Source organism: Pseudochrobactrum sp. sp1633 (assembly GCF_030376605.1).
In the GTDB taxonomy this organism is placed as follows: domain Bacteria; phylum Pseudomonadota; class Alphaproteobacteria; order Rhizobiales; family Rhizobiaceae; genus Pseudochrobactrum.
Window position 1 is genome coordinate 254,789 of sequence record NZ_JARRAE010000002.1, and the last position, 12,187, is coordinate 266,975.

Below are 12,187 nucleotides of genomic sequence, written 5' to 3' on the forward strand. Positions count from 1 at the left end.
GCGGGAGAGATTGTAATGTCGGATATCGTGAAACGGTTTTTTGCCTATTATCGCCCGCATAAGCTTCTGTTCGCCGTCGATTTTTGCAGTGCAGTGTTGTCAGGCTTGCTGGAATTGGCCTTTCCGGTGGCTGTCACTCTATTCATCGACCGGCTGTTGCCGACCAATGAGTGGGGGCTGATTGCGTTGGCCGCTGCCGGTCTGCTCTGCGTTTATATTTTTAATGCCGGTTTGCAGGTGGTGGTGACCTATTGGGGGCATATGCTCGGGATCAATATTGAAACCGAGATGCGCCGCAAAGCCTTTGATCATTTGCAGAAGCTGTCTTTCGGTTATTTTGACAATCAGAAAACCGGCCATCTTGTAGCGCGTATGACCAAAGATCTTGAAGAAATCGGTGAGGTCGCACATCACGGTCCCGAAGATCTGTTCATAGCGATTATGACCCTGATCGGCGCTTTCATGCTGATGTTCTGGGAACATTCAACACTGGCGCTGATTACCGTGCTGATCGTACCGGTAACCGCATGGGTAACATTGCGCTATGGCGGCCGCATGACGACGACATGGCGCGCGCTTTATGGCCGTGTTGCTGCTTTCAATGCGCGGATTGAGGAGAATGTCGGCGGCATCCGTGTTGTGCAGGCTTTCACCAATGAAGACCATGAGCGGGCGCTGTTTGCAGAAGACAATCAGAATTACCGCAGCACCAAACTTAAAGCCTATAAGGTGATGGCGGCTTCCACATCGTTGAGCTATCTGTCGATGCGCTTCATTCAGGTTGTGGTGATGTTGTGCGGTGCTTATTTCGTTATTCGCGGCGATCTGACCGCCGGTGGTTTTGTCGGTTTCCTGCTGCTGGTCGGGGTGTTTTTCCGCCCGATTGATAAGATCAATTCGGTTATCGAGAGCTACCCGAAAGGGATTGCCGGTTTTCAGCGCTATTTAGAGTTCCTGAATACGCGACCGGATATTGCTGATCGCAGCAATGCCCGTGACGCAGGTAAATTGCAGGGCAATATCCGCTACGATCAGGTGTCCTTCGGCTATCAGGATAATCGTGCGATTGTGCAAAGTCTGAACCTTGATATTCAGGCGGGAGAGACGATCGCTTTCGTCGGTCCTTCGGGAGCAGGCAAGACAACAATCTGTTCGCTGCTGCCGCGTTTTTATGAAGTCACCGGCGGCAGTATCAGCATTGATGATATTGATATCCGCGATATGACGCTGAAATCCCTGCGAGGCAATATCGGTATTGTCAGTCAGGACGTGTTTCTGTTTGCCGGAACAATCCGGGAGAATATTGCCTATGGCCGTCTGGATGCGAGCGATGCAGACATTATGGAGGCGATGGAGCGCGCACGGCTGGGCGATGTTGTTGCAGGTTTGCCTGCGGGGCTTGATACGATTATCGGCGAGCGCGGGGTTAAACTTTCGGGCGGGCAAAAGCAGCGTCTGGCAATTGCGCGTATTTTCCTGAAAAATCCGCCAATCCTTATTCTGGATGAGGCCACCTCCGCGCTGGATACAGAAACCGAGCGCGCCATTCAGCAGTCGCTGGCAGAGTTGTCAGTCGGGCGCACAACACTGGTTATCGCGCATCGCTTAGCAACAATCACCAATGCTGACCGCATTGTGGTGGTGCAAAACGGAAGCGTGGCGGAAGAGGGCAGTCACCAGCAGTTGCTGGAAGCGAAATCCGGCCTCTACCGCCAGTTGCTGGAAGCACAGAGCCGCTCTGCTGTTTAGTATCCCTGTTCTCAATATTGGGATTGGGAGTGCGATAATGAACACTGTGTTTCATAGACACGAATTGATACGATACCGTATGGTATGATATTGATGCGATAAATAATCGGACAGGTCACATCATGAATCCAAAACTTGCAGCCGCGATGGCTACCATTTTGTGGGGTTTTACCTACATTGTTTCATCCAATATGCTGCCGCATAATCCGTTATTTATCGGTGCGGTGCGTGCTTTGGGCGGCGGAATTCCGCTTTTAATATTCGCCGGTGCAATGCTGCCGCGTGACTGGTGGTGGAAAATCACCGTACTCGGAACATTGAATGCCGGTCTGTTTTTCGGACTGATCTTCGTTGCTGCCTTGCGTTTACCGGGCGGGGTGGCTGCCACCATTCAGGCTCTGGGGCCGCTCTTTACAATTCTGCTTGCATGGCCGTTGATGCATGTCATTCCTACCCGCCATAAGATTTTCAGTGTCTTGCTTGGTGCGCTGGGTGTGAGCCTTGTTGTGTTGCGCGGTGGTGTGCAGATGGATATGCTCGGTGTATTGGCAGGTCTTGGAGCAGCACTTGCAGTGGCACTCGGCGGTATTTATGTCCATAAATGGGGTCGCCCGTGTTCCCTGCTGGCTTTCACAGGCTGGCAGCTTGTGATTGGCGGCGTTGAACTGGCAATTCTTGCTGTGATTTTTCAGGATATCCCGTCTTCGGTAAGCCTGCTTAATGTCACGGGTTTTGTTATTCTGGCGCTGTTTCTTACGGCTCTCGCTTTTGCCCTGTGGTTTCGCGGTATTGAGGGTGCAGGGCCTTCGGCTGTTGCACCGTTCTTCCTGTTGGCACCGGTGACAGCTTTTGTGATGGATGCTGTTTTCAACGATATGGTGCCAAGTTGGTTGCAACTCGGTGGTATTTTGCTGGTACTTGGCAGTCTGCTTTATGGTCAGCTGGTTGATCGCAGATCATTTCGTCCTGCCCGCCATCATCATAAAATCAACGCATCTGATAAACAGCCGGAGGCTGCTGAATGATCGAAGAGAAGGCTATCCGCATTACCCGCCGTGGTTTGGAGCGGCGGGAACAGATCAGAAAAATTGCCGGTACATTGTTTCTGGAGCACGGCTATGAAGGTGTCTCCGTTGACGAAATTATGCGGCAGGCGGGTGGCTCCAAGACCAATCTCTACAATCATTTCGGAGATAAAGAAGGCCTGTTTATGGCTGTTATCTCGCAGATGAGTGAAACCTTTACACGAGACATTAAAGATCTCGATGTCTCTGCACTGCCTTTGAAAGAGGGGCTGGAGAGACTGGGGCGCCAGTTGCTGCTCGTACTGATGGAAGAGCACCATGTGGCCTTTCAGCGGCTGGTCATTGCGGAATCCGGACGGTTTCCGGCCATTGCCAAAACATGGTTTGAAAAAGGCCCGCAGATGGCACGGCATTATCTTTCCAAAGCGATTATTCCGCATATTGAGAGCGGGTTTTTGCGGCAGGGTGATCCGGAAATAATGGCGCGCCATTTCCACGATATGATTGTGGAAAATCTGCTTAGTCTAGCACTGCTCGGGCAGGTGATTGATGAGGCGGTGCAGCACAAAGCCGTCGAAGATGCATTGCAGACATTATTGTGCGGCTGGGCTGCACGACCGGACTAAAGCATGAATGCCGGAAACAAGCTTGTTTAACGTGATTGTTTAAACGGAGGAAAATCATGAACCCGTCTTGGATTTATCAAATCTTATCGATGCCTGTTGTTCAGTTGCTGGCACGTATTCTGCTCACCATGACATTCTGGTTGAGCGGCGTTGCCAAACTGTTCGACTTTCCCTCCGCCGTTGCGGAAATGACGGCCAACAATCTGCCCGCACCGGCATTGTTTGCAGCTATAACGATTGCCGTTCAACTGGTTGGCTCTGCTTTGGTGATCTGGGGCGGTTCGCTGGTATGGCTCGGCGCGGGTGCCTTGGGTGTTTTTACCGCCATGACTATTCCGGTCTCTCACGCTTTCTGGCGGGCAGAGGGCATGGAAGCGGTTGCCAAAATGCATGTTGCCGTCGAGCATATGTCGGTTATCGGCGGCTTGATCATTGTTGCAGTTTTGCATGCTGTCGTGCCGCATCTGCGGCGTAAATAGCGGCGTGCATTATTCAGGCTGGTTCGATTGCAGCCAGTTGAGGTCATCGCTCAGCGCTTGTGCAAGGGTGCTTTCCATATGACGAAAGCGGCGGATCAGCTCCTCGCCAAATGGTGTAAGAACCGCACCGCCGCCTTGTTTTCCACCGCGCTGAGAGTTGACCGAAGGCTCAGAAAACATGGAGTTCAGCGCATCGACCAGCTGCCATGCACGGCGATAGGACATATCCATCGCGCGTCCCGCTGCCGAGATGGAGCCGGTATCGCGGATATGTTCAAGAAGCTCTATTTTCCCGCGCCCCAGACGCGCATTTTCCGGAAAATCAATGCGCAGTACCGGCTTCAGCAGTGTGTTTTTATGTGATGCCATTGTTTCCCCCTTGTCTTGAAAATAACGATACGCAGATTTTTTAAAATGTCGGCGGTGTGCAGGCGCTGATCACATCACAGGCAATCGGCCCGACGCAGCGGAACCTATGCGGCCTGCGACTTTCAAAATAATAACCGTCGCCTGGTCCGAGAATGCGCCGCTCGCTGTCCACTGTCACTTCAAGGCGGCCTGCAATGATTATGCCACCTTCTTCGCCTTCATGCACCAAGGGGACTTTGCCTGTATCCGCACCCGGTTCATAGCGCTCTTTCAATATTTGCAAGGCGCGGCCGAACAGATTGTCGCCCAGCTGCCGGTAGGAAATTTTCCCCTTGCCGATCTCAACCAGTTCTTCTGATTGATAAAATGCTTTTTGCGGGGCATCCGGTTGCAAGGCAAAAAACTCAGACATGCCGATGGGAAGACCATCAAGAATACGTTTTAAAGCGCCAACAGAAGGGTTGGTCTGATTGGCTTCGATCAGTGAAATCGTGGCATTGGTGACACCAGTGCGTTTTGCCAGCTCGCGCTGGGACAGTCCGGATTTTTCACGGATAAAGCGCAACCGGCCGCCAATATCAATCTCACTGGTCATCGGGCTGAATTTCCCTGTTATTCTTGTTAAATATATTAAACATTTTATCTCTGTATTCAAATAAATCAATTGGCTGGACGCAAGCAGAAATAGACTTGTTTCGCTCTGCGAAGCATGGCCAACTCATCCTTAATGAGGAGTGAGACAATGGCTGATCTGACCAATACCCCTAAGCTTGATAATTTCTGGATGCCTTTTACAGCGAACCGTCAGTTTAAGACGGCGCCGCGCATGCTGGCTGCTGCTGATGGCATGTATTACACCGATGTTGACGGTAATTCTGTGCTGGATGGCACGGCAGGCCTGTGGTGCGTGAACGCCGGTCATGGCCGCAAGCAGATAGCCAGCGCCGTCGAAAAGCAGCTCTCAACAATGGATTTCGCCCCCACATTCCAGATGGGGCACAATATTGCTTTCGATTTTGCCACCCGCCTTGGTGATATTGCACCACGCGGTGACGGCAAAATTCTCGACCGCGTTTTCTTCACCGGTTCCGGTTCTGAATCCGTTGATACTGCGTTGAAAATCGCGATTGCCTATCAGCGTGCGATTGGTCAGGGCACACGTACTCGTGTGATCGGTCGTGAGCGCGGTTATCATGGTGTGGGCTTTGGCGGTATTTCCGTTGGTGGTCTGGTCAATAACCGCCGCGTATTCCCGCTTCTGCCGGGGGCTGATCACCTGCGTCATACCAATGATCTTGAGAAAAATGCTTTCAGCAAAGGCCAGCCGGAACATGGTGCCGAGCTGGCGGATGATCTGGAGCGTATGGTTGCCCTGCATGGCGCGGAAACCATTGCCGCTGTGATCGTGGAGCCGCTGGCCGGTTCCACCGGTGTGCTGGTGCCGCCAAAAGGCTATCTGGAACGCCTTGCAGCCATTGCCAAAAAACACGGCATTTTGCTGATCTTTGATGAAGTGATCACCGGATTTGGCCGCCTCGGTTCACCATTTGCGTCAGATCATTTTGGTGTAACACCGGATCTGATCACCACCGCAAAAGGCCTGACCAACGGTGCTATTCCGATGGGCGCGGTTTTTGCCAGCCGTCAGGTCTATGACGGGCTGATGCACGGACCGGAAAATGCGATTGAGCTGTTCCACGGCTATACCTATTCCGGTCATCCTGCGGCCTGTGCTGCGGGTATTGCAACGCTGGATATCTATGCGGAAGAGGGATTGCTCACCCGTGCGGCAGAACTGGCGGATGACTGGCAGGAAGCAATGCATTCGCTGAAACCTGCGAAAAATGTCATTGATATCCGCACCCTTGGCTTGGTTGCCGGTATTGAACTGTCCTCCCGAGACGGTGCTGTTGGTGCGCGCGCTTATGATGTGTTCACCGATTGCTTTAAGAAAGGCCTGCTGATCCGCGTGACCGGTGATGTGATTGCATTGTCGCCGCCGCTGATCGTCAGTAAGGAAGAGATTGGCAAGATCGTCTCCATCCTTGGTGATGCGATCAACCGCGCTGCCTGATGCAAAAACTAAAAAGCCCCGCGCAGAGCCTTCTGCGCGGGGCTTTTTCTTTATTCAGAAAGATTTATTTGGCGCTTTCCGTCTGCGGAGCTTCCTGCCATTTGTCCCAGCCGGTCAGAATTGTCTGGGCATAGGTTTTGCCAATGCGATAGGCATTAGTGGTTGCCAGTTTAAAGCCGCCGGATTCTGATTTCAGTGATTCCAGAGCGTCCTGATCTTCACCCTGACGGTCAAAATTAGAGGCGGTGCGCAGCAGGGCAATACGGTCAAAATCAAGCTTGCCTGCTTCAGACGCACGTTTCAGCGCGGTCAGCGTTGCATTGTCTTCCATCTGCGAGGTGCAATAGGTGCCTTTGCCATCGGTCAGCAGTTCAACCCATTTTTCCATGAAGCCGGCGATTTTGGCACCGTGCCAGTAGGTGTCGCTGGACAGCGTATCGCACATGCTGATAATCGGTGCGCCGGTTGCAATATCGCCCTTGTAGTGTTTGCGATAAGCTTTTGCGCCGTCACCATCCAGCAGTTCTACATCCTTGGTCACACTGAAAGCATAATCGGTGAGTTTGGCATTCAGGGCATAAACTTCTGTACCAGCTGACCATTTGGCTTTTTCAGTCGGGTTGCTGGCACCAAGCGCGAAAGAGCCTGTTTCCCATGTATCCGGCACTTCGCTCTGGTCGATGCGGTGGTTCAGGTCTGCATCAACGGCAAATTTTGCCCAATGACCGGAACCGAGTGTGCCGTGTTTCGGATCAACACCGGCAATACCGGCAATCAGAAAATAGGTTTTGGAGAGATCGAATTTTTCGCTGAGAGCAACAGCAGAAACCGAGCTTGCCGCATTGGCAAAGCCCATCGCCGTTGTCATATGGCACAGACCTTCGTCGGTGCAGTCAACATCAGGATATTCAGGGTTCAGTCCGGCAACTTTGATCTTCTGCGTGAATTTTTCACCTTCTGACCAAGGCTTGGCTTCCTGACCGAACATGGTGATGACCATGACTTTCGGTGCAATTTTAGCGGCGTCCTGCGCCAATGCGGGCGCGGTCAGAGCAGTTGAGATTGTAAGGGCAGCGAGAGCAGAGGCAGGGAGAATGAGAGAGCGCAATCTGGAATACCTTTGATGATATGACACGGGTCAGTTTCAACAGGTACAGTACAAAGCATTGCGAGATCATTGGGCGATCAGGCTCTGCCGGTTGCACTGGCTGATTAGAAACTGATCTTGCGCTTTCTACGTCATCTGCGCAGATAAGAAAACAGCAAATTCAAATAAGAGTAAACAGGCCGGAAAGCTGATTATTTCCGGCTTGTTCATTTTAGAATTTGGCTGTCAGGCTGGCGCGGAATGTCCGCCCCGGTGAAGGCATCAGACCGAGCGTCAGCGCATCCATATAATAAACATCGGTGAGGTTATCGATGTTGAAATCGAACGTCGTATCCTCGTTGATTTTGTAACTCGCAAAGATATCCACCAATGTGTATTGGCCCCACTCAATACCGGCAGTATAGCCGCCGCTGGTGGCATTGCCGAGCTCCGTGGCGCGTGTGCCGGTATAGGTCACACGGCTGCCTACTGTCAGAGCTTCATCAAGCCAGCGGATGCCCAAGGTAACAGAGCCGGATTTCTTAGGCGGCAGATGCATTTGTGCATAACCGCTTGGCACGCCGCCACCGAAACATGCCGGACGCAAGGTGCCGCTGGTTTGTTCTGTGGTGCAAAATTCTGTGCCGGTATAATAGATGCCGGAAGCCTCACCGAAGAAGCGGCCATTGTCATAGCGGGCTGAAATTTCATAACCTTTGAACTTGGCATAATCCAGATTACGCATGGTCGTCGAGCCGATATTCTCACCCGGTTTGTTCTCAATGGTGCGGGTCAGATAATGATTAATATGGTTGTTGAAATAAGCGACTTTGAAACGCAACTCATCGCCGCCGTCAAACACGCTGTCCAGTTTCAGGTTGGAGCCGAATTCCCAGTTTTTGGCATGTTCCGGTTTGAGCGTCAGCAGAGGTGAAGCGTCGAACGACCAGCCCGATGTTGTCTCAAACAGGTTCGGTGCGCGGATCGCTTCTGCATAACGGGCGTAGAATTGCAGCCCGTCCAGCGGTTCAATCGTCACCGCAGCAATCGGGGCAAAACCGGAGCTCTTTTCCTCATTGTTCAGATAATAGGCATCTGCCGGATTTTTCGTCGGAATACGGGTCAGGGCATTATCGTAGCTATGGGTTTTCGTATAACGCAGCGTGCCGTCAAATTTCAGCCAGTCGAGCGGTTTCCACTCACCGGAAATAAAACCGCTGGTCTCTTTGCGCCAGCCGTCACGGGCATTGAGTGTACCGCCGTCCGGTGTATTGGGACGATCTTTCGACGGCGCCAGCGTTTCATAAGTGTAAGAGCCACCGTAATTCAGTGTCACATCACCCCAGCGCGTATCGAAGAGCGTCTCATTGGAAAGGTCAAAACCGGTACGCTTGGCCACATCCGAATAGCCCTGCGTGTAGTCATCGCCGAAAAATTCATAAGGCGTGCGGATATCGGTTTCGGTTTTGGTGTGCCAGAGATTTGCGGTGAGATTGATCAGATCATTATTATCCGGCTTCCAGTTATAGCGCGCGGTATAGGTGTCGACATCCACATCACTGAGCGGCGCCTGTACTGCGCCTTCACCGCGAATGATGACAGAGGGCATCAACTCACCGAATTTGCTCTGATATTTCATATAGCCGAGATCAAGCGTGTGCCCGCCCTCAAACATGAACTTACCCTTGAGCAGATAGGAGGTGTTGTCCTGAGAGGTGTTGAGCACTTCTTCACCGGCGCGATAACGGTTCAGCCCGTCAAGAGCAAAGGAAGTCGTTTCCGTCCATGTATCCGGCCGTCCGCCGCGACCGGGGCGCACAACACGTCTGACGGTCTTTTTAATCTCCGGTGTTTCACCGCGTGTTCCTGCATGATAATTGCCGGTCTTGCGACGGGAATAGGCGGCAACGAGTTCAAAATTCTCCCAGCGCTTGGCAAAGGCAACGCTGCCGGAACCGGAACTTGGTTCCAGTAAGGCAGGGCGGTCAAAACCGGTTTTACTGCCATAACTGCTCAGATCCATTTTTGCGATATCATCCGGTATCGGCTGGATCGTGCAGTTTGTATTGCAGCCGGTGATATAGGATTTGCTGACGCCGTAGAGACCGCCGGTTGTGCCTGCCGGCGGCGGGGATGAGGTGTTGCTCATCAGGCTACCGCGCACCCGCCAGCCCATATCCTGACCGTCTTTGATAATGTCATTGGCTGTGAGTGTGCGCATAACGGCGACACCACCGGTAGCGCCAACGCCATATACACCGGCAGAGGGACCTTTGACGATTTCCACGCCGCCGATCATATCGGGATCAACATAGTTGCGCGACGCCACGCCGGAATAGCCGCGATAGACGGTATTTTGCTGCTGGGCGCCGTCAATGACCACCGGAACACGGCCAAAGCCCTGCATGCCGCGAATATTGATATCAATCGCGCCACTGTTGCGGTTGTCACCGGTCATGATACCGGCCTGACCTTTGAGAAAGTCGCCGGTGGATGTACCGCGAAAAAGCTCGATTTTTTCCTGCGACAGATAGGTGGATGAGCTGGGGCTGGAATAGGTGGCATCAGCCGCAGCAACTGTGCTGTTTCCGGCAATGGTGATTGTATTGAGGGCGATTGTACCTTCCGGCACAGCCCCCGTATTCCCTGTTGCTGCCGGTGCATTGAGCGTGACAGATGTCGGCGAGGTGAAATGATAGCTGATGCCGCTGCCTGAAAGCAGCTGGCTGAGGGCAGCTTCCGCAGACATGGTACCTTTGACGCCGCCGGTGGAAAGCCCGCGGGTTATGGAAGCGTCATAGACCAGACGAATGCGTGATGTGTCAGCAAAACGGTTAAGCGCCGCGCTGAGATTACCGGATGCAATTGCATAGCTGAAACTGGCACTTTGCTGCGCTGCAACCGGAGCAAGCCCGTACAGAAGTGTACCGCCGGACAAAGTGGCAATGGCTGCCGAGTTCAGCAGTAAAGCTGTCAGAAAATGTGAAGGGCGCAAACCGGTATTTATCCGCGTAGTCATAGTGTCAAATTCCGCTGTAAATCTGTGCAACAGGCACTTTCATAGCGGTAGACGAGCGAATGCTTTAAAACCGGATATAAATAATCATATTTTTGCAAAAATATTTTATTGCACTCAGCGATGCAGCAAAATCAGATAATTGCTGAGCCGTGTGGAGCTGATATTCAGTGCATTTTCCAGATCATTGATAACCGCTGATGTATTTTTTGTATCAAACACGCCGCTCACACGCTGGTCACGAATTTCCGGATCGGTGATGCGGATCAGCCCCGCATGATAGCGGTTGAGCTCGTCAATCACCTCACCAAGCGGACGATCTGTGACAATCAGTTTGCCGCGCCGCCATGCGGTTGCGCTATCGGCATCAACGGTGTTGATGTCAGAGATTGAACTACGGGTAAAATGTGCTGTCTGGTCCGGATTGAGGACTGTTGCAGGTGCATTCTCTGCACTGCCTTTGATCTCTACCTTGCTTTCAAGCACAGTCACTTCTGTGCTTAACACTTGCTGACGCACGGCATAGATTGTGCCCAGAGCCGTGGCTTCTCCCTCGTTCGTCTCGACGCGAAACGGACGATTTTTATCGGTAGCCACTTTGAACAGCGCTTCGCCTTTCAACAGGCGTATTCTGCGCTCCTGTGGCGTGTAGAGAACTTCGAGTGCGGTCGCAGTGTTCAGTTCGGCGATTGAACCGTCCGGCAATGTGATGCGCTCGCTTTGGCCTTTGGCGGTGTAAATATCCGCCTGCATACGGGTCGGTACATCGTAAATATAAAGGCCTGAAAGCGAGAGCGCTGCGATTAATCCTGCGGCGGCAACCGACTGCCAGCGCATGAAAACAGAACGGGACTGATGTGCAGTTTTTGCAGAGAGCGGAATAACATTATCCTGTAGGGCCGGTTTTGGCAGTCGTGCAGTCTCATACCAGATGCCGGACACCTCATGATAGACAGCACGGTGCCTTGCGCTGGCGGCAAGCCAGTCGTCAAATGCATGCTGATCTGCCTCAGAAAGCGCATTGTCTTCCTGTCGGGCAAACCACAGAGCCGCTTGCTCAAGGATATGATGCTCTGTTTCTGTTGTCATGAAATGCTCTGTCTGGTTCCCTGTATTGGCGGTATCTATATGCTTCCTACTTATTAAGACGAATGAGAGTCGCAAGTTCTCTGCTTTTTTGTAAAATAATTATTCGCGCTCCCGCATCCGCTTGGTGCAATGCACTGTTGCGGCAGCAAGATGTTTCTCAACGGCGCTTTTGGTAATATTCATGCGGGCAGCAATCTCTGCATGAGAAAGATTTTCAAAACGCCGCAAAATGAAGCATTCACGGCAGCGCGACGGCAATTCGTCAATGGCATCCTGCAATATTTGCAGGCGTTGTCTGGCAATCAGCTGTTCTTCTGCGCCGTGATAATCAGCGGCAATATCCGGCGCTTCGTGTTCGCTGAAGCGTTCCCGTGTGCGACGCAGCCTGCGAAAATGATCAGTTACCAGATTGTTGAGTATGTGAAACAAAAAGGCGCGCATATTCCGCAATTCACCAGTGCTGCCGTTGACGGCGCGCAGATATGTTTCCTGCACCAGATCTTCAGCAAGAATAGTATCGCCGGTTTTTGCACGGGCAAAATTATGCAACTCACGATAATGACCGGCGGCTGTTTGTGCCGGTTCACTGTGACCTGAATGATTGTCTGTGCCGTTGCCATGCGGCGCATCGGGATCTGAAAAGTCCATGCCGCCCATAAATACCGGAATGCCT

At 52.3% G+C, this 12,187-nt stretch carries 11 protein-coding genes; 5 read left to right on the plus strand and 6 right to left on the minus strand.

Translation table 11 applies throughout. The annotated features are described in order from the left end of the window. Positions 1-15: 15 nt before the first annotated feature. From P8H26_RS03250 to P8H26_RS03265, 4 genes are all read left to right on the plus strand, one after another. The gene (locus tag P8H26_RS03250; protein WP_289631409.1) at positions 16-1,749 is read left to right on the plus strand and encodes an ABC transporter ATP-binding protein; all 1,734 of its coding nucleotides are present in this window, start codon (positions 16-18) and stop codon (positions 1,747-1,749) included. A gap of 122 nt (positions 1,750-1,871) precedes the next feature. Beyond that, entirely contained in the window at positions 1,872-2,774 is a 903-nt protein-coding gene (locus tag P8H26_RS03255; RefSeq protein ID WP_289631410.1) for a DMT family transporter, read from the plus strand. Next, positions 2,771-3,400, plus strand: a complete 630-nt coding sequence (locus P8H26_RS03260; RefSeq protein WP_289631411.1) for a TetR/AcrR family transcriptional regulator — start codon at positions 2,771-2,773, stop codon at positions 3,398-3,400. Before P8H26_RS03255 ends, P8H26_RS03260 begins: the two co-directional genes overlap by 4 nt. Positions 3,401-3,456: 56 nt before the next feature. Beyond that, a complete protein-coding gene (locus P8H26_RS03265; RefSeq protein WP_289631412.1) occupies positions 3,457-3,879 on the plus strand; it encodes a DoxX family protein in 423 nt (140 codons plus the stop codon). 9 nt (positions 3,880-3,888) lie between these two features. Here the strand turns inward: P8H26_RS03265 and P8H26_RS03270 are convergent, their stop codons facing one another. Together P8H26_RS03270 and P8H26_RS03275 are read right to left on the minus strand one after the other, a co-directional pair. Then, entirely contained in the window at positions 3,889-4,248 is a 360-nt protein-coding gene (locus tag P8H26_RS03270) for a winged helix-turn-helix domain-containing protein (protein WP_289631413.1), read from the minus strand. A 40-nt stretch (positions 4,249-4,288) separates the two neighbouring features. Beyond that, the gene (locus P8H26_RS03275; protein ID WP_289631414.1) at positions 4,289-4,843 is read right to left on the minus strand and encodes a cupin domain-containing protein; all 555 of its coding nucleotides are present in this window, start codon (positions 4,841-4,843) and stop codon (positions 4,289-4,291) included. A gap of 147 nt (positions 4,844-4,990) precedes the next feature. Here P8H26_RS03275 and P8H26_RS03280 point away from each other — a divergent pair, with 147 nt between their 5' ends. Then, a complete protein-coding gene (locus P8H26_RS03280; protein WP_289631415.1) occupies positions 4,991-6,322 on the plus strand; it encodes an aspartate aminotransferase family protein in 1,332 nt (443 codons plus the stop codon). A gap of 64 nt (positions 6,323-6,386) precedes the next feature. Here P8H26_RS03280 and P8H26_RS03285 read toward each other — a convergent pair whose 3' ends face one another. The 4 genes from P8H26_RS03285 to P8H26_RS03300 all read right to left on the minus strand — a co-directional run bounded on the left by P8H26_RS03285 (position 6,387) and on the right by P8H26_RS03300 (position 12,162). Then, the gene (locus tag P8H26_RS03285; protein WP_374708209.1) at positions 6,387-7,430 is read right to left on the minus strand and encodes a purine nucleoside permease; all 1,044 of its coding nucleotides are present in this window, start codon (positions 7,428-7,430) and stop codon (positions 6,387-6,389) included. Between the two features lie 211 nt (positions 7,431-7,641). Continuing rightward, positions 7,642-10,428 (minus strand): TonB-dependent receptor, encoded by a 2,787-nt coding sequence (locus tag P8H26_RS03290; RefSeq protein ID WP_289631416.1) that lies wholly within the window; start codon positions 10,426-10,428, stop codon positions 7,642-7,644. 114 nt (positions 10,429-10,542) lie between these two features. Further along, positions 10,543-11,514, minus strand: coding sequence for a FecR family protein (locus tag P8H26_RS03295; protein ID WP_289631417.1), 972 nt, complete (start codon positions 11,512-11,514; stop codon positions 10,543-10,545). A 99-nt stretch (positions 11,515-11,613) separates the two neighbouring features. Next, positions 11,614-12,162, minus strand: a complete 549-nt coding sequence (locus P8H26_RS03300) for an RNA polymerase sigma factor (RefSeq protein WP_289631418.1) — start codon at positions 12,160-12,162, stop codon at positions 11,614-11,616. Positions 12,163-12,187 lie beyond the last annotated feature (25 nt).

Excerpts from the sequence above, each read along its gene's own strand:
- P8H26_RS03250 (WP_289631409.1), top strand. The coding sequence starts at position 16 with ATGTCGGATATCGTGAAACGGTTTTTTGCCTATTATCGCCCGCATAAG.
- P8H26_RS03255 (WP_289631410.1), top strand. The coding sequence starts at position 1,872 with ATGAATCCAAAACTTGCAGCCGCGATGGCTACCATTTTGTGGGGTTTT.
- P8H26_RS03260 (WP_289631411.1), top strand. The coding sequence starts at position 2,771 with ATGATCGAAGAGAAGGCTATCCGCATTACCCGCCGTGGTTTGGAGCGG.
- P8H26_RS03265 (WP_289631412.1), top strand. The coding sequence starts at position 3,457 with ATGAACCCGTCTTGGATTTATCAAATCTTATCGATGCCTGTTGTTCAG.
- P8H26_RS03270 (WP_289631413.1), bottom strand. The coding sequence starts at position 4,248 with ATGGCATCACATAAAAACACACTGCTGAAGCCGGTACTGCGCATTGAT.
- P8H26_RS03275 (WP_289631414.1), bottom strand. The coding sequence starts at position 4,843 with ATGACCAGTGAGATTGATATTGGCGGCCGGTTGCGCTTTATCCGTGAA.
- P8H26_RS03280 (WP_289631415.1), top strand. The coding sequence starts at position 4,991 with ATGGCTGATCTGACCAATACCCCTAAGCTTGATAATTTCTGGATGCCT.
- P8H26_RS03290 (WP_289631416.1), bottom strand. The coding sequence starts at position 10,428 with ATGACTACGCGGATAAATACCGGTTTGCGCCCTTCACATTTTCTGACA.
- P8H26_RS03295 (WP_289631417.1), bottom strand. The coding sequence starts at position 11,514 with ATGACAACAGAAACAGAGCATCATATCCTTGAGCAAGCGGCTCTGTGG.
- P8H26_RS03300 (WP_289631418.1), bottom strand. The coding sequence starts at position 12,162 with ATGGACTTTTCAGATCCCGATGCGCCGCATGGCAACGGCACAGACAAT.